The following is a 26,760-nucleotide window of genomic DNA, read 5'->3' as shown; positions in this document are numbered from 1 at the left end:
CCCCGGCGCCCTGATACGGCGAGGTGTACGGCGACCCCCCGACCGGGTCGTCGAACCCCTCGGGGGGAAGGTAGATCCGCTCGCCGCCCTCCGACCGCACGACGACCGCGACGTCTCGCGTGCCGGCCACGTCGATCACCGTGCGGTCGTCGGTGACGCGCGCGTCGATGTCGATTTCGTCCATGCCCCACGTTGCGACCGGGGACGGTTTAGCCCTACCGGCCGTCCCCGACGGCGCCGCGGGCCGGTCCGTCGCCGGCGCTCACCGGTGGTGAATCCTTTTGTGCGGCCGCGCCGAACCTCGCTTCGATGGACGTCAACAGCCATGCCGAGGAGCTCGCCTCCGACCTCGGCGTCGACAAAGAGGAGGTCAAAGCCGACCTACAGAACTTACTGGAGTACAGCGTCCCCATCGACGAGGCGAAACAGAGCGTCCGCCGGAAGCACGGCGGCGGGGGCGGCGGCTCGACGCCGACGCCCGACGCCGTCGACGTGGGCGAGATCACCACCGACCACGACGGCGTGACGGTGACGGTTCGCGTGTTGACGCAGGGGACGCGCACGATCCGGTATCAGGGGGACGACCTCACGATCCGGGAGGGCGAAATCGCCGACGAGACCGGCGTCATCTCCTACACCGCGTGGCAGGACTTCGGCTTCGAGCCGGGCGACTCGCTGACGATCGGCAACGCCGGTGTCCGCGAGTGGGAGGGGGCGCCGGAGCTGAACCTCAACGACTCGACGACGGTCGCCATCGCCGACGAGGAGGTCTCGGTCGACCGCGAGGTGGGCGGCGACCGCAGCCTCGTCGACATCGCGGCCGGCGACCGCGGCCGCAACGTGGAGGTCCGCGTGCTGGAGGTCGACGAGAAGACCATCTCCGGGCGCGACGGCGAGACCGAGATCCTCGAAGGGGTCGTCGGCGACGAGACGGCGAAGCTCCCCTTCACCGACTGGCAGCCGCGCTCCGAGATCGAGGTCGGCGCCGACCTCCGGATAGAGGACGTGTACGTCCGGGAGTTCCGCGGCGTCCCCTCGATCAACCTCACCGAGTTCTCGACGGTGACGCCGCTCCCCGACCCCGTCGAGGTCGCGGAGGACGCCCCGCGGCTGTCTGTCGCGGACGCCGTCGGCTCCGGCGGAATGTTCGACGTCGAGGTCGTCGGGAACGTGCTGGAGGTCCGCGACGGCTCCGGGCTCATCGAGCGCTGCCCCGAGTGCGGCCGCGTCGTCCAGAACGGCCAGTGCCGGAGCCACGGGGACGTGGACGGCGAGGACGACCTACGGGTGAAGGCCATCCTCGACGACGGCACCGACACCGTGACCGTCGTCCTGGACGACGAGCTCACCGCCGAGGTGTACGGCGGCGGGCTCGACGACGCCCTCGCCGCCGCGAAGGACGCGATGGACAAGGAGGTCGTCGCGGACGACATCGCCGACTCGCTCGTCGGGCGCGCCTACCGCGTCCGCGGGAACCTCTCGGTCGACGACTACGGCGCGACCCTCGACGCGGCCGAGTTCGAGATCGCCGCTGACGACCCGGCCGCCCACGCCCGCGCCGCGCTCGCGGAGGTGGGCGAATGAGCGACGACGGGCCGGGCACGCGTGAGGTCGCCTACCGGGTGTTCGCCGCCGAGTTCGACGACGCCTCGCTGTCGTACTCCGAGAGCGACGAGGAGCGCGCTCCCAACTACGTCGTCACCCCGACCGGCGCGCGGGTGAACCGCCTGTTCACCGCCGGCGTGCTCACCGAGGTCGAGCGCGTGAACGACGAGACGCGGCGCGGTCGCGTCGTCGACCCGTCGGGTGCGTTCGTCACCTACGCCGGGCAGTACCAGCCGGAGGCGCAGACCTTCTTGGAGCGCGCCGACCCGCCGGCGTTCGTCGCGCTCACCGGCAAGGCGCGCACCTTCGAGCCCGAGGACTCCGACCGCGTCTTCACCTCCGTCCGCCCGGAGAGCCTCAACGAGGTCGACGCCGACACCCGCGACCGCTGGGTGGTCTCCGCCGCCGAGGCGACGCTCGACCGCCTCGCGGCGTTCGAGCAGGCCCTCGATTCCGACCTGCGCGGCGACGAGCTCCGCGCGGCGCTGGAGGCGGGCGGCGCCCCGGCTCCGCTCGCCGCCGGGATCCCGAAGGCGCTCGACCACTACGGCACGACCGCGGCGTACGCAGAGGCGGTCCGCCGGCTCGCGGTCGACGCGCTCGAGCTGATCGCGGGCGACCGCGACGAGGTCCGGTCGATCGACGTCGCCCCCGACGAGGGGGACGCGACCGCGATCGGTCCGCTCCCCGACACCGACGTGACGATCGCGGAGCCGGCGGCGACGCCCGAGGCCGACGCGACCGCGGCCGCGGACGTCGGCTCCGACCCGGAACCCGCCACCGGTGAGAGCGAGGGCGAACCGACCGCCGAGGCTACCACGTCGACCGCGGATGCCGACTCGTCGACCGCCGCCGCCGGATCGACTGCCGAGGCCGAGTCGCTGCTCGACGACGCGGCCGAGATGGAGGGCGCCGGATCCGCGGAATCCTCGGAAAGCGAGACGGCCGAACCGGAGGCGACCGCGACCGCCGACTCCGGATCGCTCGGCGATGCGGGCGACTCCACCGAGCCGACGGACGAGAGTACCCCGACCGACGATAGCGTCACGACCGACGAAGGTGCCGCGGCCGACGACGGCGGCCTCGGCGACTTCGACGCCGGTGACGACGGAGACGACATCGGAGACCTCGACGCGGGCGGCGATGACGACATCGGAGACCTCGGCGCCGGGGGCGACGAGGGCGCGAGCCCCTCCCCCGACCCGGACGCCGACGGGGACGACATGTACCAGCTCGACGACGAGGAGCGCGAGGAGATCGAGTCCGAGTTCGGCACCGACTTCGCGACCGGGACCGAGGTCGACGAGCCGGGCGAGGCCGACATCGACGTGCCCGACCCCGAGGAGATCGTCGAAGAGCCCGACGAGGACTCCGCGGCGGCCGCGGACGATTCGGCCGCCGCAGAGAGCCCGGAGCCCGACACCGCCGCCGCGACGGACGACGGAGATGAGGCCGAGACCGACGGAGACGCAGCTGACGACATCGACCTCGAAGCCGCGGCGGTCGCGGCGATGGACGACCTCGACGACGGCGACGGGGCGCCCCGCGAGGCGGTCGTCGAGCGCGTCGCGGACGACCACGGGGTCGAACCGGGCGCGGTCGAGGACGCGATTCAGGACGCGCTGATGAGCGGGCAGTGTTACGAGCCGGGCGACGGGCTGCTCAAGCCGATCTGATGGCGCGGGTCGAGCCGGTCGTCGGCGAGCCGGCGGCGGTGGCCGACCTCGGCGCGGAGCGCGCGCTGCTCGTCGCCGACGTCCACGCGGGCATCGAGGTCGGACTGCGCTACGAGCGCGGCGTCGAACTCGACTCCCGGGCCGACGAGCGCCGCGAGCGGCTCTGCGACCTCGTCGCCGAGACCGACGCCGACCGGCTCGTCGTCCTCGGCGACCTCGCGCACCGGATCGGCGCACCCGACGGCGACGAACGGGAGGAGCTGGAGGCCCTGATCCGCGCCGTCACCGACCGCGTCCCGATGACGCTCGTCGAGGGGAACCACGACGCGGGCGTCGCGGAGGCGTTCGCGGCCGACCTCGACGTGATCGGCCCCGAGGGCGGGCGGCTCGGTCGCGGGTCGGCCTCCGGCGTCGCGGTCTGTCACGGCCACACGTGGCCCGACCCCGCGCTCCGCGACGCCGACGTGATCTGTACCGGCCACGAGCACCCGCAGGTCCGACTAGAGGACTCGGTCGGCGGGTCGCGCGTCGAGCGCGCGTGGCTCCGCGGGACCCTCGACCCCGCGGCGTTCACCGAGTCTGGTGATACTCCCGGCCCGCCGGCCGATCCGCCGGAGCTCGTCGTCTTCCCCGCGTTCAACGAGCGCTCCGGCGGGACGTGGGTCAACGTCGAGGGCCAGTCGTTCCTCGCGCCGTACCTCCCCGCGGCGCTCCCCGCCGCGGACGCCTACCTGCTCGACGGGGCGCGGCTCGGGGACTACCGGGACATCTGAACGCCGCGGACCGATCGCGGAGTGACCGTTCCGCCCCGCTCCGCCGACGAGACCGTTTTGTCCCGCGACGCGGAACCGGCCCCATGGTCACCGACCGCTCGCCCACCGCGATCGACGAGGCCGGGTGGCACTGGCTCCGGGTCAAACACGTGACGGGGTTCCCCCGCCAGGCCCGCGACGGCTACTTCCCGGCGCACGACGTGATGCGGCCGGCTGCGACGACCGAGGCGGACGCACCGGGGATCGACGCCGGAAAGAAGTCGCTACCGGCCGGCCCCGAGACCGTCCGCGACGCCGACCGCCTCGCGCTGGAGACGACGTACCTGAGCGGGAAGTGGCTCGTCGAGCGTCCGGCGGAGGCGGTCGACGACCTCTGGGAGGCGGTGGTCGACGACGTCGCGGCCGAGCGGTTCTGGGACGCGAAGGTCGCGACCGCCGCCGGGTGCGAGGCGTTCGGCGAGTCCGACCACGCGGTGCTCGTGTTCACGCCGAACTACTTCGATCGAACGGACGTCGACCGGGTTCGACGCCGGCTCAGGGAGGAACACGGGGTGACCAAGCGGATCCGATACCGCCCCGACGTGTACACGCTCGGCGGGGTCCACGAGGCGCGGCTCGGCCCGCTCGCCGACTCCGACGCGGCGCGGTTCCGCGCGTGAGATTCGCGTCCGGCTACTCCACCGGGCGGAACTGGAAGCCGTCCCAGTCCTGGCTCTCGGGCTCGCGGATGCCGGCGCCCGGCTCGCGCAGTTCGTCGGCGTACACCGGCTCGATCCGGTCGCCGATATCGACGCTGAACTGGTCGCCGCCGTTGTCACTATCGTCCCCGTCGTCGCCTGTGACGCCGCCTGCCTCGTCGCGCTCGGCTATCTGTCCGAGCGCGCGGACCGGCGGCCCGTCGTAGTCGTCGCCCATCTCGAACTCGACGATTGCGAGGGTGTTCGGCTCGCGGACGCCCGGGGGCGTCGCGGTCGAGGTCGTCCACGTCACCACGCGCGCCTCGTACTCGCGGAGGTCGACCGTCCCGACGCGCTCGGCGCCGTTCGGGCCCACGGTGTGGGGCGGGTACGTGACCGTGCCGTCGGCGTACTCGGCGGCCTCGAAGGTCGGTTCGGCGCTGTCCCCCTGCCCGTCCGCGTCGGTGTCGGTCGTCTCGTGGTCGCTCATTGGCTTCCCTCCAAGATCGTGGTGGTCACGCAGTTCCCGAACCCGCCGACGTTACAGGCGAGCCCCGTGTCGGCCTCGACCTGCCGCGGTCCGGCGTCGCCCGTGACCTGCTTGACTATCTCGTACACCTGCGCGACGCCGCTGGCCCCGAGCGGGTGGCCCTTGGACTTGAGCCCTCCCGACGTGTTGATCGGGAGGTCGCCGTCGCGGTCGGTGACGCCCTCGTCGACCGCCTTCCACCCCTCTCCCTTCTCGAAGAAGCCGAGGTCCTCGCTCTGGAGGAACTCCAGTATGGTGAACATGTCGTGGAGCTCGGCCACGTCGACGTCGTCCGGGCCGATCCCGGCCATCTCGTAGGCGACCTCGGAGGAGTCGACGACGCCGCCCATCGTCGTCGGGTCCGCGCGCTCGTGGACGACGTGGGTGTCCGTCGCCCCGCCGATGCCCGAGACCACGGCGTAGTTGCCGTCGGGCGCGTACTCCTCGGCCACCGACTCGGGACAGAACACGAGCGCCGCCGAGCCGTCCGTGATCGGACAGAAGTCGTACAGTCGGAGCGGGTCCGCGACGATCGGCGAGTCGAGGACCGTGTCGAGGTCGACCTCCTTCCGGAACTGCGCGTGAGGGTTGTCCACGCCGTTCCGGTGGTTTTTCACCGCGACCTTCCCGAGGCTCTCGCGGGGCGCGTCGTACTCGTCGAGGTAGAGCCGCGCCGTGAGGCCCGCGAACGACGGGAGCGTGACGCCCTGCCTGTACTCCACCGGATGCGTGAGCGACGCGATCACGTCCGTCGCCTCCGCGGTCGTCCGGTGGGTCATCTTCTCGCCGCCGACCAGCATCGTGACCTCGCTCGCGCCCGAGGCGACCGACTGCCACGCCGCGTACACCCCTGCCCCGCCTGAGGAGGAGGTCTGGTCGATCCGCGCCGTGTACGCCGGCTGGGCGGCGAGGTCGTGGGCGAGCGCGTTCGGGACGCCGGTCTGCCCCTCGAACTCGCCGCTGGCCATGTTCGAGACGTACAGGTGATCGAGGTCGCCGCCGTCGACGCCGGCGTCGTCGAGCGCGGCCGCGCCCGCCTCCGCCAGCAGCTCCCGGATCCAAGCGTCGCGCTGCCCGAACCGCGTCATCGACGCGCCGACGATCGCTACGCGTTCCATGTCGGTGGGTCCACCGCGGTCGCCTAAAACGTACCTCTCCGCGGCCGCGGTGGGGTCCGTCCGTCCCGACACCGTCGGCCGCCGTCGAGGTCGCGCCTCGCCGTCTCACCCGCCCCCGGCGAGGATCTGCGAGCCCGGTTCAGTCCGCCGCGGTCGGCGCGCCGTCGCCGACCGCGTCGGTCGCGTCCTCGCGGTCAGCGGTCGCGGCCGACACCACGTCGGTGAACGCCTGTCGGCGGGCGTAGAAGAAGTAGACGTACGGGACCTTCGCCAACACGTCGAGGAAGGCGTACGTCAGCGCGGCGCCCACCCCCGTGGTGAAGCCGATCCCCGCCGGACCCATCAGCCAGACGAACGGGTACGCCAGCCACAGCAGGCCGACGTGGTTCTTCAGCAGGCTGAACAGCCCCCGCTGCATCGGGTCGTCGGGAACGGCCCGCGGGAACACCACGTACAGATACGCGAACAGCGTGACGTGGAAAATCGAGGAGACGCCGAACAGCACCCACTTGAGCGTCCCGCCCGTCACGACCGCCCCGGCGCCGAACGCGATCATCAGCGCGTCGGCGAGCATCACGCCCGCGATCGCGCGGCGGGACGCGCCGGCGACGTAGCCGATGAACCCGACCAGGAGCGGGGTGGTGACGATCCAGTCGACGTAGCGGAGGCCGACCAGCTCGGCCCCGTTGACGGTCACGGTTCCGATACCGAGCGCCATTCCGGCATACGCGAGCCCGGCGAAGCCGGGTATCACCGCCAGCGCGGCCAGGCGACCGCGGTCCTCCGACTCGCCGAGCTTCGCGTACAGCGCCGCGGTGATCCCGAGGCCGACGAGGAAGGCGACCGCCGCGATCCAGTACGCGGCGCTGACCGCGCCCGTCATCGCGCACCTCCGTCGGTCGTCGCTCGCGAGCGCGCCGTTCCGCCCCCGGTGGCCGGCCCGTCGGCGCCGGACGTCTCATCGACGGTGAACGCCGCGACCCGGTCTTGGAGCGTCGTCACGGCGTCGGTCTGGAACTCGCGCAGGGAGTCGGACACGTCCTCGACGACCGACTGGCCCTCCTGTATCTCCGTCGCCGTCTGCTCCGCCGTCTCCGCGGTCTCGGTACTGAGCTCCGTGATCTCGTCGACGGAGCCGGCCGTGTCCTGTACCGTGTCGGCCTGGTCGGCGGTCGTCCGACGGATCTCCCCGAGCGAGCCGCTGATCTCGTCGACGGAGTCGGCGATCGTCTCGATGTCGGAGAGCGTCGACTCGACAGTGTCGGTCCCGGTCTGGACGCGCTCCTGTGTCGACCGGATCGACACCGTCACTTCCTCGGTCTGGTCGGCGATGTCGTCTATCATCGTATCAATCTCGTTCGCGCGCGACTGCGTCTCCTCGGCGAGCTCCTTCACCTCCTCGGCGACGACGCTGAAGCCGTCGCCGGAGCCGTCCGCCCGGGCCGCCTCGATCGAGGCGTTGAGCGCGAGCATGTTGGTCTGTTCCGCTATCTCGCCGATGATGTCGACGATCTCGGTGATCTCGTCCATCCCGTCCTGAAGCTGTTCGACCCGGTCGACGGCCTGCTCCGCCTCCTCCTCGACCTCGGCCATCTCGGCCAGCGCGCTCTGGGAGGAGCTGCGGGCGTCGTCGCTCGTCGCCGCGACCGCCTCGCTCCGGTCCGACAGGTCGTCGACGGTCGCCGCGATCTCCTCGGCGGACGCGCTGATGGTCTCGATGTCGGTCGCGATGGACTCGAGCTCCGCGCGCTGATCGCCCGCCTGTCCCCGGATCGTCGTCGCGCTCTCGGTCGCGCCGGCGACGCGCCGCTCGACCTCGTTGCTCATCTCCGCCATCTCGCCGGCGTCGGCCTCGATCCGGTCGGCCATCTCGCGGACCGTCTCCACCGTCCCCTGGAGGTCGTCCATCATCCGGTTGAACGACTCGCCCACGGTCGCGAGGCTCTCGTCGCTCTCGTCGACGTCGACGCGCCGCGTGAGGTCGCCGGTCGCCGCCTCCTCCATCACCTCGGCGTACCGGTCGGCCGTCCGCCGGTAGCGGTCGGCCATCTCGGTCGCTTCCGCCCGCGCGCTCTCCAGTTCGTCTTGGGTCCGTTCCATCTCCGTCAGTCGGTCCTTCAGCGAGACCCGCATCTGCTCGATGGATCCCGCGAGCTCCCCGAACTCGTCGGTTCGGGTGGACTGTACTTCCCTGTCGATGTCCCCGTTGGCGACGCGCCGCGTCTGCGCGCCGATCTCGGTGACGCTGGCGATCGTCTCGGCCGCGTTGATCGACCCGAGCGTCAGGAGACCGGCGACGGCCGCGACGACCGTCGCGTTCGCGTCGTCGGTGGCCAGCCCGACGGCGACGATGAACGCCCCCGTCGCCACGTATCCGACGCCAAGTTTCACCCCGTAGCTGTCTTTCACCGATGCGATCGGCATGTGATCCATCAGGGAAACCGACGTGTTAAACGGCGCCCCGATACTATCAGTTCTGATATCCGGGCGCCTCGCCGAGCCTCGATCCAGGTCCTCGCGCCGCCGGGCTCACTCCGCGCGCCGGCCGCCGTGTCCCGGGTAGTCGCGTTCGAACCGCGACCCGATCTCCTCGCGGTCGATCCGGATCACGACCGGACGCCCGTGCGGGCAGGCGTAGGGGTTGTCGCAGGCGTCGAGCCGGTCGAGGAGGTCGACGACCCGGCCCTCGGTCAGTGAGGTGTTCCCCGTCACCGAGGGGTAACAGGCGAGGTCGGCGAGCAGCTCGTCGACGGCGTCGACGACCGGTTCGTCGCCCTCGGCAGCGTCGTCGACCAGCGCGGACAGGGAATCTCGCAGGAGGTCCGGGTCGAGCGCGGCGTCGAAGACGGCCGGGACCGCCGTCACCGCGACCTCGCGCTCGTCGGCGCGCTCCGCACGGAATCCGATCTCGGTGAGTTCGTCGACGAACTCCTCGAACAGCGCCGCCTCGCGGGCGGTCAACCCGACGCGGACCGGCTCCGCGAGGGCCTGCGCCTCCGCGCCGTCCGCGACGGTCGCCTTCAGCCGCTCGTAGTTCACGCGCTCGTCGGCCGCGTGCTGGTCGATCAGCACGAGCCCGTCCGGCGCCTCGGCGACGACGTACGTCTCATGAAGCTGACCGAGCACCCGCAGCGGAGGCAGCGAGTCGAACTCGCGCTCGGCCTCGGTCGCCTCGCCGTCCAGCGTCCGCTGCCGGGTCCGTGCCCGTGTTCGGGGTACCGACCGAGCCGCGTCCGCCCGGGCTCCCCTCCGGTCGCCCCCCGCCGCTTCGCTGCCATTCGCTGTCTCGTCGCCAGCCGTCGTTTCGTCTCCGACCGTCGTTCCGTCGCCGACCGTCGTTCCGTCGCCGACCGTCGTTCCGTCCCCGACTTTCGTTTGGTCGCCGACTGCCGTCTCGTCGCTGGTTACCGCTTCGCCTCGGCTCGGCTCGCACTCCGCGCCGTCGCTCTGCCGGCTCTGTGGACTGGGTCGGTCGTCGCCGCTCGCGTTGTGATTCGCGTCGCCGTCCCGGGGCTCGCCCGCGGGCTCTGCCGTTGGTTCGGCCCGGGTCCTCTCCCCCTCGCCGAGGTCGTCGACGGCCCACGCCGCGTCGTCGGACGGGTCCAGTTCGGTCGGCGTCGCGGGGTCGTCGTCGCCCTGACCCGGGTCGGCGTCGGTCACCGAGTCCGGGGTTCGGCCGGGATCTTCAGTGTTCGCCGACGTTCCGGGGTCGCCTGGCGTCCCGGAGTCGGAGACTGCCGCGGACTCGCGCCCCTCGCGGGCGGCGCGCTCGTGGTCGGTGTCCGCGCCGCCCACGGCCTCGGTGTCGGGCGTCTCGGGGGCGACCGCCGTCTCGTCGGGCGCCGACTGGCCCCGGGGCGCCGTCGACCGGATCAGGCCGTGGTCGAGCAGCGCTCCCTCGACGGCCGCCTCGACCGCTTCCCGGACCGCAGGCTCCTCGTCGAAGCGGACCTCCAGCTTGCGGGGGTGGACGTTCACGTCCACGTCGCCGGCCGGGACCTCGACGAAGAGGACCGCGAACGGGTAGCGGTCGGGGGCCAACTGACCGCCGTACGCCTCCAACGTCGCCTCGCGCAGCGCGCTCGCGGTGACGTACCGCCCGTTGACGTACGTCGAAAGGTAGTCGCGCGTCGAGCGCGTCGTCTCCGGGTGCGAGACGAGCCCCGTCACCCGCCGGACCGGTGCGTCGGCGGAGTCGTCGCCCGCGTCGGTTCCCTCCGGCGTCCATTCCACGTCGATCATCGACTCGGCGACCTCGCGGCCGTAGACGGCGAGGACGGCCGAGCGGAGGTCGCCGTTCCCCTCGGTCGCGAACGTCTCGCGGCCGTCGTGTTCGAGCGACACTGCCACGTCGGGGTTCGCCAGCGCGTACCCGGTCACCACGGTGTTGACGTGATCGAACTCGGTCGCGGTCCGCTTGAGGAACTTCTCGCGCGCGGGAGTGTTATAAAACAGGTCGTCGACCTCGACGGTTGTTCCCGCGGGACAGCCCGCCGGGCGGGCCTCGCCCACGTCGCCGCCCGCGACGGTGATCTCCGCGCCGGCCTCGGCCTCCGGGGGGCGCGAACGGACGGTGAGCCGCGAGACCGCGCCGACCGTGTACAGCGCCTCGCCGCGGAAGCCGAGCGTGGCGACGCCGCGGTCGAGGTCCTCGATGTCGCCGATCTTCGAGGTGGCATGCTCCGCGACGGCCGCCTCCAGTTGGTCCTCGGGGATTCCGACGCCGTCGTCGCGGACGCGGATCCCCTCCGTCCCGCCCGCCTCGACCGAGACGGCGACGCGGCTCGCGCCCGCGTCGAGGCTGTTCTCGACCAGCTCCTTCACGACGCTCGCGGGCCGCTCGACGACCTCGCCCGCCGCGATCCGCTGGACGGTCCGCTCGTCCAACCGCTCGATGTCTGGCGGCTCCATTCGTACGCTCCGTCGGACGAGCGCGCACTTCAAGCCGTTGTCGGCGGTGACGGCGTGAGGGGAGGCGCTCGCGTGGTGCCGCTGTGCATACATGAACTGCGGCGGCGCGTGCCTGCGAGCGGCCGCCCTCGGCGGCCGCGAGACGGCACGCGCGAGGGAGTCGCCGGCTCCCGGAGCGAAGCGGAGGGTGCCAGCGACGAGGTTGGGGAGGGGTGAGGTGCGGTTGCGGTGCGGGGTGAGTCAAAGGGTCAGTCGCGAGGGCGAAGGCGCGCGACGCAAGCACCGCAAGGAGCGAGCAGCGCGACCGACTGAGAAGCGCAGCGAGCGTGCGCCCGCCACGCGACTGGGGCTTTACCGGTGTCTGTCGGGGTTCCACTGGCCTCAAATCACAGCGCGCAGGGAAAGTACGAACGAACGGTTCACAGGTCCGGACTGTCTCCGAAAATCGACCTTATTCAAGCGACCGCGGCCGCGATCTCCTCGTCGGTGAGGAACACATCCTCGCCGGTCTCGGGGTCGAACAGGTGGATGTGTTCCTCCGCGAAGGAGACACCGACCTCGTCGCCGGCCTCCGGCTTCACGTCGGCGGGCGAGCGGGCGAGGAAGTCCTCGGTCACGGTGAGGTGGACGTAGTTGTCGGAGCCGATCGGCTCGACGACCTCGACGGTCGAGCGCAGGTTCTCGTCGCCGCTCGGTGACTCGTCCAAGACGATGTTCTCCGGGCGGATGCCCAGCGTGTACCGGCCGTTCCGAAGGTCGTGGCCCCGGACGTACTCCGCAGAAAGATCGAGGTCCAGCCCCGCCTCCTCGTTCCGGATCGTCGCGCCGGCGCCGTCCGTCTCCACGTCGACGTCGACGAAGTTCATCGACGGCGAGCCGATGAAGCCGGCGACGAACTCGTTGACCGGGTTCTGGTACACCTCGGTGGGCTCGCCGACCTGCTGGAGTTCGCCGTCGTTCAGGATGGCGAGCCGGTCGCCCATCGTCATCGCCTCTTCCTGGTCATGAGTGACGTACATCGCGGTGACGCCGAACTCCTTCTGGAGCTTCTGGATCTCCGCGCGCATTTCCGTGCGGAGCTTCGCGTCGAGGTTCGAGAGCGGCTCGTCGAAAAGGAACACCTCGGGCTCGCGCGCGATGGCGCGGCCGAGCGCGACGCGCTGCTTCTGCCCGCCCGAGAGTTCGTCGGGCTTGTCGTCGAGGAGGTCCTCGATGCCCATCATCTCCGCCATCTCGCGGACGCGCTCGTGGCGCTCCTCCGTGGTCATCTCCGTGCTCATCTTGAGCCCGAACGCCATGTTCTCGCGGACCGTCTTGTGGGGGTACAGCGCGTAGTTCTGGAACACCATCGCGACCGGGCGCTCCTTCGCGTGGATGTCGGTCACGTCTTCGTCGTCGAAGTGGACGGTTCCGGACGTCGGCTCTTCGAGGCCCGCCACCATTCGCAGTGTGGTGGTCTTCCCACAGCCCGACGGTCCGACAACGGTCACGAACTCCCCGTCGTCGATCTCCAGATCGAGGTCGTCGACGGCGACGATGGTTCCCCGGTCGAACTCCTTTCGGAGCGTATCGAGCGTGACGCGTGCCATTTCCCTGATGGCGGGTCCGCTGGCATATGAGTTCTTTGCTGTTTTCTTGATATATGGTGAAAGATCTCTTCTCAAATATCGGCTTTTCGCGTCGGTCCAGTCGATCGTCGAGTCCTGAACTCGACGCAGATCGATCCGGATCGATCGGGACGTACCCCAAACACTAAATGTATGAAAATATAATTCATCATTTGTTCTAGTCACATGAACGAGAAACGTAGAACGCTGCTCAAGGCGGTGGGGGGATCGACTGCGCTCGCGGCGCTCGCGGGCTGTATCAGCACCGGCGGCGACGGCGGGGACGGCTCCGACGGCGGGGACGGATCGGACGGCAGCGACGGCTCCGACGGCGGCACCACCGGCTCCGCGCGGCTGTGGGCCGACCTGGCCGACGCGGAGGACGAGGCGCTGACCGACTACATCGACCAGTACGAGTCGGATACGGGCAACACCATCAACAAGGAGGCGCCCGGCGGCGAGCTCGACCAGCAGCTCGAAACCGCGATCCCGGCCGGCGACGGCCCTGACTCGTGGATCTGGGCGCACGACTGGGTCGGCCGCTTCGCGGTCCGCGAGGACCCGCCGTTCCTCTACGACGCGAGCGACGACGTCGACGTCTCGCTCGACAGCTACACGCAGGCGGCGCGGGAGGCGGCGCAGTTCAACGACGGCCTCTATGGGCTCCCGTTCGCCTCCGAGACCGTCGCGCTGTTCTACAACGAGGACATGGTCGACGAGCCGCCGGAGACCATGGAGGAGATGGTCTCGATCATGGAGGAGTACCACGACCCGGAGAACGGGGAGTACGGCCTCTCGTACCCCGTGACGAACCCCTACTTCGTCAGCGGGTTCATCCAGGCGTACGGCGGGAACATCTTCGACGAGGGGAACCTCGAAGTCGGCGTCGACAGCGACGAGTGTAAGCGGGGCATGGACGCCCTCGAAACGCTGTCCGACTACGTGCCGGCCGACCCCGGCTACGAGTCGCAGATCGTCGCGTTCGCCGACGGACTCGCGCCGTTCGCGATCAACGGGCCGTGGGAGCTCGGCAACCTCAGCGGCGAGGTCGAGAACCTCGGCGTCACGACGCTGCCGACCGTCGACGGGAACCACCCGCGCTCGTACTCGGGCATCCAGCTGTTCTACTTCAGCTCGATGCTTGCCGACGCCGACCAGTCCACGGTCGACGCGGCGACCGGACTCGCCGAGTGGTACACCACGAACGAGGATATCATCCAGACCAACGCCGAAGAGCAGGGGTACATCCCCGTGCTGGCCGATGTCGTGGGCAACGACGACCTCTCCAGCGAGGTCCAGGCGTTCGCCCAGCAGGTCGACCACGGCGTCCCCATCCCGACGCACCCGGACATGGACAGCGTCTGGACGCCCGTGACGGAGGCGTTAGAGCGCGTCTTCAACGACGAGCAGGACAGCGACGCCGCGCTCGACCAGGCCGCCTCCGAGATCCGGGAGGCGCTGTAGGCACCCCTCGGAGCGATGGCCTCTTCGCAACCTGGAACCGGCGTGAGCGGGCTGGCGCGTCTCCGATCGGCGCTGCCGTTCTCCAGTCGCGACTGGGGGCTGCTCCTCGTCGCGCCCGGCGTGCTGCTCTTCTCGAGTTTCATGCTGTACCCGATCTTCTACCTCTTCTACATCTCGCTGACCGACGCGACGTTCGCGGGGTCCGTGATCGGCGGGGGCGCCGACCTGATCGGGCTGGCGAACTACGCCCAGCTGATCGGCGACTCGCAGTTCTGGACCTCGATGACGACGACGTGGCTGTTCGTCGCCGTCTCGCTCGTGATCAAGGTGTTCCTCGCCGTGGGGATCGCGCTGCTGCTCAACCACGTGCGCGTCGCCGGGAAGCGCTACATGCGCGCGGCGGTGATCGTCCCGCTGGGGTTCCCCGGCATCTTCACGATCACCGTCTGGCGCGGAATGTTCAGCGACGCGCGATACGGCGTGTTCAACACGATACTGGGGCGATACAACGAGCTCATGTCGTCGCTGTCGGCGCCACAGGTCCTGCTGTTCGACGTGCCGATCGGCTTCCTGAGCGGCCGCTGGGAGGCGTTCTTCGCGTACGTCACCACGGAGGTGTGGCTGGCGTACCCGTTCATGGTGATCATCATCGTGAGCGCCTTACAGGACGTGCCCCGGTCGCTCCACGAGGCCGCGATGGTCGACGGCGCGGGGGCGCTCCAGCGGTTCCGCACCGTGACGCTGCCCGCGATCAAGGGACCGGTGCTGTTCGCGTCGATCCTCACGGCCGCGACCTCGTTCCAGCAGTTCCTGATCCCGTGGGTGTTCAATCAGGGCGGGCCGTCGAGACAGAACGAGCTGATCATCGTGTACGGCTACCGCGAGGCGATCACGTTCAACCAGTTCGGCCTGTCGGCGGCTATCCTGATCGTCGGGATCGCCTTCGTCGGCATGTTCATGTACGTGGCCGTGCGCTACGGCGGCCTCGCCGAGGGGGTGGGTGACGAATGAGCCCCCTCGAGTCCGCGGTCGCGCTTGTCGGTTCCGCGGTCGCGCTGGTCCGCTCGAAGCTGGTCGCGTTTGCGACCGCACCGAAGCGGTTCTCCGTGATGATCCGGCGCGCGATCTACGACGTCCGCACGGGGAAGCGCAGTTCGTGGGACGTGACGAAGAGCGTCCTGATGACGTTGTTCGGGCTCGCGATGGTGCTCGTGCTGCTGTTCCCGCTGTTCTGGATCACGACCGCGTCGCTCGCGGAGGGCTCGCGGCTGTTCAACACGAGCGGCATCTTCCCGGACCCGTCGACGTACAACCTCGGCGCGTATCGGTGGGTGATCTTCGAGTCTGACTTCTTCTTCGTCGACGGCGACTGGGGGTACCCCCAGCTCGTCCTCGGCGGGAGCGGCGGGCTGGTCAGCTTCCGGTGGGCCGGGACCGACACCGGTCCGGGCGCGGTGTTCAACAGCCTCTACATCGTCAGCGTAACGCTCGCGGCCGGGTTCGGCATGATCGTCCCGGCGGCGTACGCGTTCTCGCGCCGACAGTTCGTGGGGCGCAAGCGCATCCTCTACGGCTACGTGCTGTTCACGCAGATCGGCGCCGGGCTGTCGATCGCGACGCTCGTGGCGCTGTACTCGCTGTTCAGCTCCTACGGGCTCACGAACAACCTGTTCATCCTCGGGTTGTTCTACGCGGCGTCCGCGATCCCGTTCAACACGTGGCTGCTGAAGACGTATATGGACAACATCCCCGTCTCCTACGAGGAGGCGGCGATGGTCGACGGCGCGAGCTTCTTGGAGACGATCCGGGAGGTGATCCTCCCGCTGACGAAGCCGGGACTCGCGGTCGTGCTCATCTTCGTCTGGCTCGCCGGGTGGAACGAGTTCATCATCGCGCAGACCCTGCTGCGCCCGGAGAACTACCCGCTCTCGGTCGAACTGTACAACATCGCGACCGAGGGCCGGTTCTCGACGCCGTGGACTCGGTTCGCGGCGTTCGCGAACCTGTTCGCGCTGCCGGTCGCGATCGTCTACTTCGCGGCGCAGCGCTCCGTCGAAGACGGCCTGTCGTTCGGCGGCATGGAAGGGTAGCCCGGCCTCCACGCGGACCGTTCTCGGTTCTCCCTTCGTTCTCGTCGTCTCCTCATTCTCGGCCGCCCCGTTGACCGACGGCGTCGCTCCGGGGCGAGTCGTCTGGTAACGGGGCCGGATTCACCCGGTCAAAGAACCAGATGTATCCGGTAACAGGCGGAGCCGCCCGGAACCGCTCTCGCTCAGTCGTCTGCCGTCGGCGCCGGCGGCGCGCCCGTGAGCCGGTCGCGGTCGTGGTCGGCCTCGAAGTCGAGGTCAGGGCCGCGCGCAATGATGCGCGTCGGGGTCACGTCGGGGTGGGTGGTGTAGTAGTGCTCCTTGATGTGGTCCATGTTCACCGTTTCGGCGACGCCCGGCGTCTGGTAGAGGTCGCGCAGGTACGGCCAGAGGTTGTCGTACTGGTGGATGAACTGCTGGTTACACATGAAGTGGGTGTGGTACACCTGATCGAAGCGGACCAACGTGGTGAACATACAGATGTCCGCCTCGGTGAGCGAATCGCCGACGAGGTAGCGCCGGTCCGCGAGCCGGTCGTCGTAGCGGTCGAGCGCGCCGAACAGGTCGTCGATCGCGTCGTCGTAGGCCGCCTGCGAGGTGGCGAAGCCCGCGCGGTAGACGCCGTTGTTGATCGGCTCGTAGATGTCCGTGATCACCTCGTCGACCTCGGCGACGGTCGCGTCGTCGTCTTCGTCGGGGAGCAGCGAAACGTCGTTTCCGAGGTCCGCGAACGCGGTCGAGAGCATCCGGAGGATCTCCCGCGACTCGTTGTTGACGACGGTCTCCTCCTCGGTGTCCCACAGCACGGGCACGGTCACCCGACACGTGGCGTCCGGGTCGGCCGCGACGTACAGCTCGCGCAGGTAGTCGCTGTCGTGGAGACGGTCGGGCGTACAGCCGTCCTTCTCGGGGGTGAACTGCCAGCCGTCCTCGTCGCGGTACGGGTCGACGACCGAGACGCCGATCGCGTCTTCGAGCCCCAACAGCGACCGCGCGAGTAGCGTGCGGTGCGCCCACGGGCACGCGTACGACACGTACAGGTGATAGCGACCGGCCTCCGGCTGGAAGCGCTCGTCCGGCTCCGCGTCGACGTGGTCCGGCACGTCGCTGCCCGCGATCCAGTTCCGGAACGTCGTCTCGCCGCGCTGGAACGCGCCCTCCTCGTCGGTCGTCTCGTAGGTGTCTGTGCGCCACTCGCCGTTCACGAGCTGGTTCATACTACACGCGTGGGCTTCGACGCGTATAACGTGGCCGGGGACACGCGTGTCACCCGCTGTATGTGGTGTGTAGATTCATATCACGATCTTCCCATTCACGACCGAGAGGCGGTGGATCGACGGCGAACTCCTCCGAAGCCCCAGCCGCGAGGCGAACGCACGCCCGCTGCGCTCCTCGCTCGGTCGCTCACTTCGTTCGCTCTCTCGTTGCGGTGCTTACGTCGCCCGCGTTCGCCTCGCGACTGCCCCTTCGAGTCCCACCTACCGCAACCGCACCGCAACCGCATCGCAGCCTCACCCCTCCCCAGCCTCGCGGTTCGCGCTCTCCGAGCGCTCACCGCTCCCTCGCGCGTGCCCCTCGCGGCCGCCGCTTCGCTCCGGCCGCTCGCAGGCACGCGCCGCCGCAGTCGATCTGTCCTCTCGCCGTCCCGGTGGCTTTTCCTCGTCGCTCGCGTGTCCTGACGCATGACCGACCCAGACGAGGTAGCGCCGACGGTCGCCGTCGTCGGCGGCGGCGCGGTCGGTGTCACGACCGCGCACGACCTCGCGGCGCGCGGCGCCGACGTGACCCTCTACGAGCGCGGGGAGCTCGCGGCCGAGAGCTCCGGGCGCGCGGCTGGCCTCCTCTACGACGCCTACGCCGAGGACGTCGACGCCGCGGTCGGCGCCCGGTCGATCGAGCGCTTCCGAGTACTCGACCGGTCGCTGCCCGGCTTCTCGTTTTCGCCCTGCCCGTACGTGATCGCGGTGCGCGAGGGCGACCCCGACGCCGACGCCGTTCCCGGGATGGTCGATCGCATGCGCGGCCACGGCCGCGACGTCTCGCTCGTCGACCCCGACGCGCTCGGCGAACGGTTCCCGCCGCTCCGCACCGACGACCTCGCCGTCGCGGCGGTCGCCGAGGGGGCCGGCTGGACCGACCCGTCGAGCTACGTCCGCGCGCTCGGCGACCGGGCCGGTCGCGAGGGGGTCGCGATCGAGACGAACACCGCCGTCGCGCTCGGGCCGCGGCCCGGCGCGAAACGACACATCCGAGTCGGTGACGACGGAGCCGACGGCGATCCGGCGGCCGAGACGCGCGCCTTCGATGCCGTCGTCGTCGCCGCCGGGGCACACGCTCGGTCGCTCCTCGCGGACGCGGGCGTCTCCGTCCCGGTCGTCCCCTACCGGGTCCAGGCGCTCGTGACCCAAACTGACTACGACGGGCCGATGGTCTACGACGCCACCGCGGACGCGTACCTCCGCCCGCACCCCGACGGCCTGCTCGCGGGCGACGGGACTGAGCCGGTCCCGGCCGACCCCGACGACTACCGCCGCGAGGCCGACGACTGGTTCCGCGAGGACCTCGCCGGCGCCCTCGACGAGCGCCTCGCCCGCGGGGACCGCCTCGACGGGGGCGAGGGACCCGACCGCGGCGAACGGGTCGACCGCGGGATCGACGACGCCCGGGCATGGGCCGGACTCTGTACCGCGACGCCGGACGGCGACCCGCTCGTCGGCCCGGTCGACTCGGAGGCGGGCGATCCGACGCTCTTCGTCGCCGCCGGCTGGCAGGGCCACGGGTTCATGCGCGCGCCGGCCGTCGGCGAAGTGGTGGCCGAGGGCGTGCTCGCGTCGCTCGCGGGCGCCGCCTTCGACGGGCCGGAATCGCCGTGGATCGGCGCGTTCGACCCGACGCGGTTCGGTTCGGATCGGTTCGACAGCGACGAGGCGTTCGAGATCGTCGAGGGCATGTCGCTGTCGAACCGGACGGAGGAGGAATAGCAGCGGCCGCAGAGCCGAAGCCGGGGGTCAGTCGTCTTCTTCGACGACGTCGACATCGCTCGATCCGCCGCGTTTGGGGATCTCGACGTGGAGCGTCCCGTTGCGCGTGAGCGTCGCGTTCGCGCCCTCGGGCGTCACGTCGGCGTCGCGGGGGAGGTCGACGCTGCCGGACAGCGAGACGCCGCGGCCCGGAAACACGAGGTCGTAGCCGTCGTAGAAGTCGCGGAAGCGTTCGAGCGAGACCTCGACGGTGCGGTCGAGGAAGGTGACGTCGACGTCCTCGCCGCGCACGCCGGGGGCGTCGAAGACCACGAGGTACGCGTCGTCGCTCTCGAGGAGGTCGTGCGAGAGCGGGCGGCGCTCCTGGACGCGACCCCAGCCGCGGCCGACGCGTTCGAGGGCGTTACGGAGCGCGGAGCGACCGCTTTCGACGAGTCCATCCACCGCTCACACCTCGATTTCGACGAGGTCGCTCCCGCCGCAGTACGGACACGAGAGGTCCTCGACCGCGTGGTCGTCGGGCACGTCGTACGTGTAGTGGTTCTCGAACATGTCGAGCTCGCAGTCGTCGCTGACGCACTTGACCTCCATCGTCGATGGCATGCGCGGACGTAGTATCGGCGGCGGCTTAAACGGCGTGGCGGCGGCGAGCCGGGGGTGCGAACCGCGCGATGCGGCGCTCAGACCCCCGCACCGCGCATCCGGTCCGGCACGACGGTTCGCTCGGCGACAGCGACGACTGCGATACCCAACGCCGTGCCGGCGAGGAAGCCGGGACCGCACGGGCGAGACGGGATTTCGAACGCAAGCGCGACTCCCAGCCCGACGGAGATCGCGAGGATCGCGGCGCCGAAGGCGACGTAGGTCAGCGTCTCGTAGCGATCCGGCGAGAGGCGGTCGCGGGCGAGCCACGCGATCGGGCCGACGGCGACTGCGGTCGCCGCGGCCCAGCCGGCGGCGAGTCCCCACGGTCTGGGATTGGTGCCGAGAAACTGCATCGCGGCGAGCGCGCAGAGCGCGGCGAACGAGACGTAGTTTCCGACTCGCTGCCAGCGAGCGGACCCGTCGGCGCGCGCTGGCGCGCCGTCGCTGGAGGTCGTCTCACCGTTCGGGGGCGTTTCGGAGGGCATGGTCGGGGTTTCCGCGCGTTCCGCCATAACTAATCCGGCGCGGCTCGGGCGTTCCGCACGCTTTTCCCGTCTCGGTCGAGTACGGACGGTAACATGACCGATTCGCCCGCGTCGGCTCGGGGGTCGCTCCCGGCCGACCCGAACGACCTTTCCGTCACCATCGTCGACGGGTACGTCGACGAGCCGGCCCACTTCGGCGTCCCGCCGTACCTCTCGACGTACCCCCGATACACCGCCGGGGCGCTCGTCGACGCCGGCGTCCCCGAGTCGGCGATCACCTATCACACGATCGACGAGCTCCGCGAGGACCGGAGCAAGCACGCCGACGTCGCCGACGCCGACCTCATGATCTACGTCGGCGGGATGACGGTGCCCGGGAAGTACGTCGGCGGCACCCCCGCGGAGCCGGACGAGGTGCGAGAGCTCGGCTGGACCGCCGACGGCGTGACGCTGCTCGGCGGCCCGGTGCGCTTCGGCGTCGGCGAGGAGAACGCCGGCGCGCAGGAGACCCGACGCGACGACCTCGACTACGACTTCGTCGCGATGGGCGACGTGGAGGCCGCGGCCCACGACCTCGTCCGCGAGGGGCTGGAAGGGTACGGCAACCGGATGCGCACGAACGAGGAGGTCGACCGCTGGGCCCGGCAGGGGGCGTTCGTCGTCGAGCAGCACCCGAACCACCCCGACTACCTCATCTGCGAGATGGAGACCTCCCGCGGGTGCGCCTACCGCTGCTCGTTCTGTACGGAGCCGCTGTACGGCGACCCGGCGTTCCGCGCGGCGCGGTCGGTCGTCGACGAGGTCGACGCGCTCTCGGACCGCGGCGTGCGACACTTCCGGCTCGGGCGGCAGGCCGACATCCTCGCGTTCGGCGGCGACGGCGAGGCGCCGAACCCCGACGCGCTCCGGGAGCTGTACGGCGGGATCCGCGAGGTCGCGCCCGACCTCCGGACGCTCCACCTCGACAACATGAACCCCGTGACGATCACGGACTACCCAGAGGCGTCCCGCGAGGCGATCCGCGTCATCGCCGAGCACAACACGCCCGGCGACACGGCCGCGTTCGGGCTCGAATCGGCCGACCCGGTCGTTCAGGAGGAGAACAACCTCCTCGTCACCGCCGAGGAGTGCTTGGAGGCCGTCCGCGTCGTCAACGAGGAGGGCGGCTGGCGCCCGGGCGACGCCCCCGAGACGACGCCCGGTGACCCGGCCCGCGTCACCGGTCCCTCAACCGGACCGGACGCCTCGCCGCGGCTGCCGAAGCTCCTCCCCGGGATCAACCTCGTCCACGGGCTGACCGGCGAGCGCCCGGAGACGTACGAGCACAACAAGCGCTTCCTCCAGACGGTGTACGACGAGGGGCTGATGCTCCGCCGGATCAACATCCGGCAGGTGATGGCGTTCGCGGGCACAGAGATGGCCGAGACGGGGGCCGAGGTCGCACAGGAGCACAAAGACCAGTTCCAGGCGTACAAGCGCGAGGTGCGCGAGACCATCGACAACCCGATGCTCGACCGCGTTGTGCCGCCGGGAACCGTCCTCCCGGACGTGTACCTGGAGTACCACCAGGACGGCAAGACGTTCGGGCGCCAGCTCGGCACGTACGCGCTCCTCGTCGCGGTGCCGGGCGAGCGCGAGCTCGGAACGAGCATCGACGTGGCGATCACGGACCACGGCTACCGCTCCGTCACCGGCGTCCCGTACCCGCTCGATGTCAACGTGGCCTCGATGGACGAGCTCACCGCGATCCCCGGGATCAACCGGAGCACGGCTGGTGACATCGTCGTCGGCCGCCACTACGACTCGGTCGAAGCGGTCGACGCCGGGGTCGCCGACCTCGGGGCGTACGCGGTCGCCGGCGACACCGACGTGCCGATCCCCGGTCGCGAGCGTCCCGGCTCCGGCCCCGGTCCGGCCGCGCGGTCGTCGCTCGGTCGCGGGGACTGAGCGATGTCGGTCGACGATCCCGAAGACCCCGACCGCCTCGAAGGTCCCGCGGTTACCCGGGTCGAAGTCCCCGTCGACACGCGCGCGCCGGGCGGGACCACGAACGCGTACCTGTTGGACGGCCTCCTCGCCGACCCCGCCGCCCGGACCGACGCGCTCGACGCGGCGCTCGCGGAGCGCGGATCGGTAGACGCGGACGCCCCGTCCGTCGAAGCGATCGCCGTCACCCACGCCCACCCGGACCACGTCGGCGCGGTCGCTGACTACGCCGCCCTGACGGACGCGACGGTCGTCGCCCGCGATGACCACGCGGACCGGTTCGCCGCGGCCGCCGGGGTCGAGCCGGACGAGACGGTCGCGCCGGGCGAGACGGTCGCCGACACCGCGGTCCGCGCGGTCGACACGCCGGGACACGCGCCGGACCACCTCGCGTTCGCGGCCGGCGGTCCGGGGACCGAGTCGGGGCGGTCGGTGCTGTGTTGCGGCGACCTCGCCGTCGCCGAGGGGAGCGTCGCGGTCGCCGCGCCCGAGGGCGACCTCGCCGCCTACCTCGCGAGCCTCGAACGCGTGCGCGACGCCGGCTACGACCGACTCCTCCCCGGACACGGCCCGCCGATAGACGACCCGCCGGCGGCCTGCGAGCGGCTGATAGATCACAGGCTGGACCGCGAGCGAGACGTGATCGCCGCGCTCGACGGCGGCGCGTCGGACCTCGACGCGGTCGTCGACGGCGCCTACGAGAAGGACCTCTCCGGCGTGCGGGACCTCGCGCTGGCGACGGTCGCCGCGCACGTCGAGAAGCTGGTCGCCGAGGGACGGGCCGACGAGGCGTGGCGCGCGCGGCTCGCGGACCGCGGGTTCGACTGACTCCGCGGCTCCCGCCGTCCACCGAACGCCCCTACGGCTCCGCCTCTAACTCCGCGACGACCTCGGAGAGCGGCGTCTCGGTCACGTCGACGAAGCGGCCGCCGGCGGCGACGATCCCGCCGTCGGTCTCCGGGTCGTCGCCGACGTGGACGAGGCCGGTGGTGGCCGTTCCGAGCGCCTCCGCCGCGGCCTCGAACGCGGAGGGGTGCGGCTTCCGCCAGCCGCAGCCGACGCTCGTCGTGACCGCGTCGAACTCGCCCCGGAGCCCGGCCCGGATCAGCGTCCGCGGGACGAGCTCGGGGACGGCGCAGTTCGAGAGCAGCCCCACCGGGCCCCGGTCGGCCGCGCCCCGGACCGCGTCGAGCGCGCCGTCGCGCCGGGTCACGTCCGGGTCGAACGCCGCGATCACGGCGTGCCTGGCGACGTTCTGCTCCGCGTCGACGCCGCGGGAGTCCAGCGCCCGAGCGACGTGTGCGGGGAGAGGGACCTCCGCGCCGGCCGGCGCCTCGACGTGCTGCTCGCCGTACGCGACGTGCCAGTCGTCGGGGACCGTTACGCCGCGGGACTCCAGTTCGCGCGCGACCGTTTCCGCCGGGTCGGACGGGTACTCGACGTCGACGAGGGTCCCGAAGAGATCGAAGGTGACTGCCACGATACCACCGTTAGGGACAAACCCGGATTGAAGCTGTCGGTCGGGGGAACGCCTCTCGACGCCGACCGTTCGCGCCGCCGCCGTCAGAACAGCGAGCCGAAGTGGAGCGTGACGAGCCGGTAGAGCCCGGTCACCCACGCGCACAACCACAGGAGCATGAAGCCGGCGACGCCGGCGCGGAGCCGCTTCCGCCAGTGGCTCATGTCCTCGTGGAGCTCGTCGATGTCCACGCTGGGGTCCTCGTAGGCGTCGGCGTTCCGCTTCGCCTGGAAGATCCGCACGATCCCGGTGAGCGCGAACGCCAACAGGGCGTACGCCTGAACGCCGAAGAACGCGTGGAGGATCGCCATGCCGCTCACTTGGTCGAGGACGCGCGGGACCATCCACCCGGCTATCGGGACCGTCGTGAGCACCAGTCCGACGACGATGTACCGCAGGTGGCGCATCAGCACGTTCCACGACACCGTCTCTGCGTCGATCATGATCCAGGCGCCGTACAGGAGGAACGGGAGACTCGTCGTCACGGACATCCCGGCGAGGGCCGCGATGACCGACTCGTCGACCATACCGTCGATACGTGCTCCGGCGCGTAAAGCCCCCCGATCCGCGTCGGGCGCCCGCGGTCCCGCCCTCTCGCCGTCGGGGCGCGGACGAAAACAGTTAGCGTCAGGAGCACGTACCCCGGGGCGATGGAGGACACCTCGACGCGGTCGGAGCCGGAGTCGCCGTCGGAGGAGTCGGCCGACCCGCCCGACGACCCGGAAGCCCCCGACACGGAGCCCGCGGAAGACGGATCTCGGGTGACCGACGGGACTCCGGAAGCGGAGCCCGCGTCGACCGACGCCGACGGCGCTCCCGGAGACGAGGACGACATCGAGGCCCTCCGCGAGCGCGTCGAGTCCGAGTACGACTTCGACGACTTCGGCCCGTCGGACATGGCCCAGATGAGCGCCGAGGAGTGGGACGCCGCCTTCGACCCCGACACGTGGATCACCGGCGACCGGCTCCTCGACCGGGTCGACGCCGAGCTGAAGTCCCGGATCGCGACCCGCGACGTGTTCGGCGTTTTAGAGCGCGTCCGCGAGGACGGCGAGGAGCGCATCCTCGTCTACTCCGACGAGGGATACGCGATCATCCGCCCCACGGGCGAGGTACGCGGCGAGGGAACCGTGCTTCGGGACATCGAACCGGTCGTCGCCTTGGCGGCGATGGACTCGTACGAGGTGCCCGAGCCGCCGGAGGACTGGTCGCTCCCGCACCCCGACAGCGTTCCGGAGGGTTCGGGCGAGTTCGGCAACCTCGTGATACAGGCGGTCGCCGGGATTCAGGTGCTCGCCGGCGTGGCGCTCCTCGTCGCGACCGCCGCAACGGACCTCGACACGATCGTCGCGCCGGCGATGGGCATCGTGTTCCTGCTCGTCGGGGTGTTCCTGTTCGCGATGGTGGCGAACGCGCGGCTCTCGGACCGGTTCCGATCGGAGGAGTACCGCGACCGTCTGCGAGCGCTCCGCGAGGCGAAGGAGCGGCCCGAGTTCGTCCCGGTTGAGGACGGCCTCGTGACCGGCGAGGACGGCGCTACGACCGACCCCGACCGAGACGAGTAATCCGCCGATTTCGACGGTCTCAGGCCCTACAGACACCTCCGCGTCGGCGGTATCAGTCGGTGGGTTTAAGCGCACCCCGTCCTGAGTGAAACTGTATGAAAAGGCGGGACTTCGTGCGGACGGCCGGCGGCGCGACCGCCGCCGTCGCGGCCTCCGCCGGGGCGACCGGAACGGCGGCTGCACAGGAGGTACAGCCCGATTGGCCGAGCGGGGCGGCCAGCGGAAACGTGGGCTCGTACACCGACGCCCGCGGCCAGGACTCGGTGACCATCTCGGTCGGGGCCGGCAGCAACGGCCTCGCGTTCGACCCGACCCTCGTGTGGGTCGACGAGGGAACGACGATCACCTGGGAGTGGACGGGCAACGGCGGCGACCACAACGTCCAGGCGGTCGATGGCGGCGGCCCGGCCAGCTTCGACAGCGGTGACCCCGTCGGCGAGGAGGGGTACACCTACGAGTACGAGACGTCGAGCGAGGACGCCGGGATCACCCACTACCACTGCGTGCCCCACACCGCGGTCGGCATGCACGGCGGCATTGCCGTCGGCGAGGACGTCGCGACCGTCGAGGTCGGCGGCGGCGCGAACACCGGGTGGCCCGAGGACATCGCCAAGGTCGGCGTTCCGCTCCACGCCCACTGGGTCGGCATCTCCGCGATCCTCGGCATCGGGCTGACGTTCGTGTTCACGTTCTACATGCTCAAGTACGGCGAGTCCGCCCACACGGGTCACGGGGGTGCGAGATGAGCTCCGGCAACTCCTCGTACGGCGACATTCACCGGTACGAACCAGCCCGTGAGAGCACCGCCGCCGCGATCGCGATCGTCCTCCTCACCGTCATCGAGGTCGTGTTCGTCGCGCTTTTCACCTACGGGCTGATGTCCGCGTGGGCGTCGACGGAGGCCGGCAACATGTTCGTCGGGGCGCTTCTCGCCCTCATCTTTATTGATCTCGCGTTCATCCTACTCCTGTACCGGAAAGAGTTCCTTCCGGACGTGATGATCGTGAAGAAACGCCGTCGTAAGTGGGAGGACCTGTACGTCCGCGAGGAGGACAAGGACGGCAAAAGCATCGACACCGGCGGGCTGGCGGACACGCTGAAACGGGCTGTGTACCCGTACTACAAGAAGTGA

At 70.5% G+C, this 26,760-nt stretch carries 25 protein-coding genes and 1 pseudogene; 13 read left to right on the top strand and 13 right to left on the bottom strand.

The window, feature by feature from the left end:
* Positions 1 to 184: pseudogene (locus tag EXE47_RS15455) on the bottom strand (hypothetical protein); the annotation flags it as partial.
* Positions 185 to 309: 125 nt separating this feature from the next.
* On the opposite strand from EXE47_RS15455, the gene EXE47_RS15450 reads away from it, so the two are divergent.
* The 4 genes from EXE47_RS15450 to EXE47_RS15435 all read left to right on the top strand — a co-directional run bounded on the left by EXE47_RS15450 (position 310) and on the right by EXE47_RS15435 (position 4,713).
* On the top strand, positions 310 to 1,584 hold the full coding sequence (locus EXE47_RS15450; RefSeq protein WP_086216785.1) for a Single-stranded DNA binding protein: 1,275 nt from the start codon (positions 310 to 312) through the stop codon (positions 1,582 to 1,584).
* Positions 1,581 to 3,281: a hypothetical protein gene (locus EXE47_RS15445; RefSeq protein WP_137708511.1), complete on the top strand. Its 1,701-nt coding sequence runs from the start codon at positions 1,581 to 1,583 to the stop codon at positions 3,279 to 3,281. Before EXE47_RS15450 ends, EXE47_RS15445 begins: the two co-directional genes overlap by 4 nt.
* The gene (locus EXE47_RS15440) at positions 3,281 to 4,054 is read left to right on the top strand and encodes a metallophosphoesterase (protein WP_094579540.1); all 774 of its coding nucleotides are present in this window, start codon (positions 3,281 to 3,283) and stop codon (positions 4,052 to 4,054) included. The genes EXE47_RS15445 and EXE47_RS15440 overlap by 1 nt, the downstream gene beginning before the upstream one ends.
* A gap of 83 nt (positions 4,055 to 4,137) precedes the next feature.
* On the top strand, positions 4,138 to 4,713 hold the full coding sequence (locus EXE47_RS15435) for a putative phosphothreonine lyase domain-containg protein (RefSeq protein WP_089307926.1): 576 nt from the start codon (positions 4,138 to 4,140) through the stop codon (positions 4,711 to 4,713).
* Positions 4,714 to 4,726: 13 nt separating this feature from the next.
* Here EXE47_RS15435 and EXE47_RS15430 read toward each other — a convergent pair whose 3' ends face one another.
* The 6 genes from EXE47_RS15430 to EXE47_RS15405 form a co-directional block, all read right to left on the bottom strand.
* Positions 4,727 to 5,221, bottom strand: coding sequence for a hypothetical protein (locus EXE47_RS15430; protein WP_094520640.1), 495 nt, complete (start codon positions 5,219 to 5,221; stop codon positions 4,727 to 4,729).
* Complete coding sequence (locus EXE47_RS15425; RefSeq protein ID WP_049931317.1) at positions 5,218 to 6,378, bottom strand: 3-ketoacyl-CoA thiolase; 1,161 nt, start codon at positions 6,376 to 6,378, stop codon at positions 5,218 to 5,220. The genes EXE47_RS15430 and EXE47_RS15425 overlap by 4 nt, the downstream gene beginning before the upstream one ends.
* 139 nt (positions 6,379 to 6,517) lie before the next feature.
* Positions 6,518 to 7,261, bottom strand: coding sequence for a bacteriorhodopsin (locus tag EXE47_RS15420; RefSeq protein WP_086216779.1), 744 nt, complete (start codon positions 7,259 to 7,261; stop codon positions 6,518 to 6,520).
* A complete protein-coding gene (locus EXE47_RS15415) occupies positions 7,258 to 8,802 on the bottom strand; it encodes a methyl-accepting chemotaxis protein (RefSeq protein ID WP_049931314.1) in 1,545 nt (514 codons plus the stop codon). Before EXE47_RS15415 ends, EXE47_RS15420 begins: the two co-directional genes overlap by 4 nt.
* A 105-nt stretch (positions 8,803 to 8,907) precedes the next feature.
* Positions 8,908 to 11,289 (bottom strand): DNA mismatch repair endonuclease MutL, encoded by a 2,382-nt coding sequence (gene mutL / locus EXE47_RS15410; RefSeq protein ID WP_137708510.1) that lies wholly within the window; start codon positions 11,287 to 11,289, stop codon positions 8,908 to 8,910.
* A gap of 455 nt (positions 11,290 to 11,744) precedes the next feature.
* Entirely contained in the window at positions 11,745 to 12,878 is a 1,134-nt protein-coding gene (locus tag EXE47_RS15405; protein ID WP_094520025.1) for an ABC transporter ATP-binding protein, read from the bottom strand.
* A gap of 204 nt (positions 12,879 to 13,082) precedes the next feature.
* On the opposite strand from EXE47_RS15405, the gene EXE47_RS15400 reads away from it, so the two are divergent.
* Genes EXE47_RS15400 through EXE47_RS15390 form a run of 3 tightly spaced genes read left to right on the top strand, consistent with a single transcriptional unit; the run spans position 13,083 to position 16,450 of the window.
* Positions 13,083 to 14,360 carry an extracellular solute-binding protein gene (locus EXE47_RS15400; RefSeq protein ID WP_199237908.1) on the top strand — a complete coding sequence of 426 codons (1,278 nt, stop codon included), beginning with the start codon at positions 13,083 to 13,085 and terminating at the stop codon, positions 14,358 to 14,360.
* A 15-nt stretch (positions 14,361 to 14,375) separates the two neighbouring features.
* Positions 14,376 to 15,371: a carbohydrate ABC transporter permease gene (locus EXE47_RS15395; RefSeq protein ID WP_137708509.1), complete on the top strand. Its 996-nt coding sequence runs from the start codon at positions 14,376 to 14,378 to the stop codon at positions 15,369 to 15,371.
* Positions 15,368 to 16,450, top strand: a complete 1,083-nt coding sequence (locus EXE47_RS15390; protein ID WP_049931310.1) for a sugar ABC transporter permease — start codon at positions 15,368 to 15,370, stop codon at positions 16,448 to 16,450. The genes EXE47_RS15395 and EXE47_RS15390 overlap by 4 nt, the downstream gene beginning before the upstream one ends.
* 182 nt (positions 16,451 to 16,632) lie before the next feature.
* On the opposite strand, the gene EXE47_RS15385 is transcribed toward EXE47_RS15390, so the two are convergent.
* A complete protein-coding gene (locus EXE47_RS15385) occupies positions 16,633 to 17,664 on the bottom strand; it encodes a glutathione S-transferase family protein (protein WP_049931308.1) in 1,032 nt (343 codons plus the stop codon).
* A 465-nt stretch (positions 17,665 to 18,129) separates the two neighbouring features.
* Between EXE47_RS15385 and EXE47_RS15380 the strand changes: the two genes are divergently transcribed.
* Complete coding sequence (locus EXE47_RS15380; protein WP_137708508.1) at positions 18,130 to 19,428, top strand: FAD-binding oxidoreductase; 1,299 nt, start codon at positions 18,130 to 18,132, stop codon at positions 19,426 to 19,428.
* Positions 19,429 to 19,455: 27 nt separating this feature from the next.
* Here the strand turns inward: EXE47_RS15380 and EXE47_RS15375 are convergent, their stop codons facing one another.
* From EXE47_RS15375 to EXE47_RS15370, 3 genes are all read right to left on the bottom strand, one after another.
* Positions 19,456 to 19,872: an Hsp20/alpha crystallin family protein gene (locus tag EXE47_RS15375; protein ID WP_049931306.1), complete on the bottom strand. Its 417-nt coding sequence runs from the start codon at positions 19,870 to 19,872 to the stop codon at positions 19,456 to 19,458.
* A gap of 3 nt (positions 19,873 to 19,875) precedes the next feature.
* Positions 19,876 to 20,031 carry a hypothetical protein gene (locus EXE47_RS18805; RefSeq protein ID WP_017342671.1) on the bottom strand — a complete coding sequence of 52 codons (156 nt, stop codon included), beginning with the start codon at positions 20,029 to 20,031 and terminating at the stop codon, positions 19,876 to 19,878.
* Between the two features lie 77 nt (positions 20,032 to 20,108).
* Positions 20,109 to 20,558: a hypothetical protein gene (locus EXE47_RS15370; protein ID WP_137708507.1), complete on the bottom strand. Its 450-nt coding sequence runs from the start codon at positions 20,556 to 20,558 to the stop codon at positions 20,109 to 20,111.
* Positions 20,559 to 20,651: 93 nt separating this feature from the next.
* On the opposite strand from EXE47_RS15370, the gene EXE47_RS15365 reads away from it, so the two are divergent.
* Both EXE47_RS15365 and EXE47_RS15360 read left to right on the top strand, forming a co-directional pair.
* Positions 20,652 to 22,505: a radical SAM protein gene (locus EXE47_RS15365; protein WP_086215847.1), complete on the top strand. Its 1,854-nt coding sequence runs from the start codon at positions 20,652 to 20,654 to the stop codon at positions 22,503 to 22,505.
* A 3-nt stretch (positions 22,506 to 22,508) separates the two neighbouring features.
* Positions 22,509 to 23,372 (top strand): MBL fold metallo-hydrolase, encoded by an 864-nt coding sequence (locus tag EXE47_RS15360; RefSeq protein ID WP_089307920.1) that lies wholly within the window; start codon positions 22,509 to 22,511, stop codon positions 23,370 to 23,372.
* 31 nt (positions 23,373 to 23,403) lie between these two features.
* Here EXE47_RS15360 and EXE47_RS15355 read toward each other — a convergent pair whose 3' ends face one another.
* Both EXE47_RS15355 and EXE47_RS15350 read right to left on the bottom strand, forming a co-directional pair.
* A complete protein-coding gene (locus EXE47_RS15355; RefSeq protein WP_049931300.1) occupies positions 23,404 to 24,024 on the bottom strand; it encodes an HAD family hydrolase in 621 nt (206 codons plus the stop codon).
* 83 nt (positions 24,025 to 24,107) lie between these two features.
* Positions 24,108 to 24,590 carry a hypothetical protein gene (locus EXE47_RS15350; RefSeq protein ID WP_049931299.1) on the bottom strand — a complete coding sequence of 161 codons (483 nt, stop codon included), beginning with the start codon at positions 24,588 to 24,590 and terminating at the stop codon, positions 24,108 to 24,110.
* 123 nt (positions 24,591 to 24,713) lie between these two features.
* Between EXE47_RS15350 and EXE47_RS15345 the strand changes: the two genes are divergently transcribed.
* From EXE47_RS15345 to EXE47_RS15335, 3 genes are all read left to right on the top strand, one after another.
* On the top strand, positions 24,714 to 25,628 hold the full coding sequence (locus EXE47_RS15345; RefSeq protein WP_137708506.1) for a hypothetical protein: 915 nt from the start codon (positions 24,714 to 24,716) through the stop codon (positions 25,626 to 25,628).
* Positions 25,629 to 25,723: 95 nt separating this feature from the next.
* Positions 25,724 to 26,374, top strand: coding sequence for a halocyanin domain-containing protein (locus tag EXE47_RS15340; protein WP_049931297.1), 651 nt, complete (start codon positions 25,724 to 25,726; stop codon positions 26,372 to 26,374).
* Positions 26,371 to 26,760: a hypothetical protein gene (locus EXE47_RS15335; protein ID WP_049931296.1), complete on the top strand. Its 390-nt coding sequence runs from the start codon at positions 26,371 to 26,373 to the stop codon at positions 26,758 to 26,760. Before EXE47_RS15340 ends, EXE47_RS15335 begins: the two co-directional genes overlap by 4 nt.

The organism is Halorubrum sp. GN12_10-3_MGM, from assembly GCF_005435235.1.
GTDB classification, from domain to species: domain Archaea; phylum Halobacteriota; class Halobacteria; order Halobacteriales; family Haloferacaceae; genus Halorubrum; species Halorubrum ezzemoulense.
Note: the sequence above shows the minus strand (reverse complement) of the source record. Positions and strands in the feature narration are given on the sequence as shown.

Coding starts and splice junctions, on each gene's coding strand:
- EXE47_RS15415 (WP_049931314.1), bottom strand. CDS start 8,802: ATGCCGATCGCATCGGTGAAAGACAGCTACGGGGTGAAACTTGGCGTC.
- EXE47_RS15335 (WP_049931296.1), top strand. CDS start 26,371: ATGAGCTCCGGCAACTCCTCGTACGGCGACATTCACCGGTACGAACCA.
- EXE47_RS15385 (WP_049931308.1), bottom strand. CDS start 17,664: ATGAACCAGCTCGTGAACGGCGAGTGGCGCACAGACACCTACGAGACG.
- EXE47_RS15430 (WP_094520640.1), bottom strand. CDS start 5,221: ATGAGCGACCACGAGACGACCGACACCGACGCGGACGGGCAGGGGGAC.
- EXE47_RS15435 (WP_089307926.1), top strand. CDS start 4,138: ATGGTCACCGACCGCTCGCCCACCGCGATCGACGAGGCCGGGTGGCAC.
- EXE47_RS15360 (WP_089307920.1), top strand. CDS start 22,509: ATGTCGGTCGACGATCCCGAAGACCCCGACCGCCTCGAAGGTCCCGCG.
- EXE47_RS15395 (WP_137708509.1), top strand. CDS start 14,376: ATGGCCTCTTCGCAACCTGGAACCGGCGTGAGCGGGCTGGCGCGTCTC.
- EXE47_RS15405 (WP_094520025.1), bottom strand. CDS start 12,878: ATGGCACGCGTCACGCTCGATACGCTCCGAAAGGAGTTCGACCGGGGA.
- EXE47_RS15390 (WP_049931310.1), top strand. CDS start 15,368: ATGAGCCCCCTCGAGTCCGCGGTCGCGCTTGTCGGTTCCGCGGTCGCG.
- EXE47_RS15425 (WP_049931317.1), bottom strand. CDS start 6,378: ATGGAACGCGTAGCGATCGTCGGCGCGTCGATGACGCGGTTCGGGCAG.
- EXE47_RS15450 (WP_086216785.1), top strand. CDS start 310: ATGGACGTCAACAGCCATGCCGAGGAGCTCGCCTCCGACCTCGGCGTC.
- EXE47_RS15380 (WP_137708508.1), top strand. CDS start 18,130: ATGACCGACCCAGACGAGGTAGCGCCGACGGTCGCCGTCGTCGGCGGC.
- mutL (WP_137708510.1), bottom strand. CDS start 11,289: ATGGAGCCGCCAGACATCGAGCGGTTGGACGAGCGGACCGTCCAGCGG.
- EXE47_RS15340 (WP_049931297.1), top strand. CDS start 25,724: ATGAAAAGGCGGGACTTCGTGCGGACGGCCGGCGGCGCGACCGCCGCC.
- EXE47_RS15420 (WP_086216779.1), bottom strand. CDS start 7,261: ATGACGGGCGCGGTCAGCGCCGCGTACTGGATCGCGGCGGTCGCCTTC.
- EXE47_RS15350 (WP_049931299.1), bottom strand. CDS start 24,590: ATGGTCGACGAGTCGGTCATCGCGGCCCTCGCCGGGATGTCCGTGACG.
- EXE47_RS15440 (WP_094579540.1), top strand. CDS start 3,281: ATGGCGCGGGTCGAGCCGGTCGTCGGCGAGCCGGCGGCGGTGGCCGAC.
- EXE47_RS15400 (WP_199237908.1), top strand. CDS start 13,083: ATGAACGAGAAACGTAGAACGCTGCTCAAGGCGGTGGGGGGATCGACT.
- EXE47_RS15370 (WP_137708507.1), bottom strand. CDS start 20,558: ATGCCCTCCGAAACGCCCCCGAACGGTGAGACGACCTCCAGCGACGGC.
- EXE47_RS15345 (WP_137708506.1), top strand. CDS start 24,714: ATGGAGGACACCTCGACGCGGTCGGAGCCGGAGTCGCCGTCGGAGGAG.
- EXE47_RS15365 (WP_086215847.1), top strand. CDS start 20,652: ATGACCGATTCGCCCGCGTCGGCTCGGGGGTCGCTCCCGGCCGACCCG.
- EXE47_RS18805 (WP_017342671.1), bottom strand. CDS start 20,031: ATGCCATCGACGATGGAGGTCAAGTGCGTCAGCGACGACTGCGAGCTC.
- EXE47_RS15445 (WP_137708511.1), top strand. CDS start 1,581: ATGAGCGACGACGGGCCGGGCACGCGTGAGGTCGCCTACCGGGTGTTC.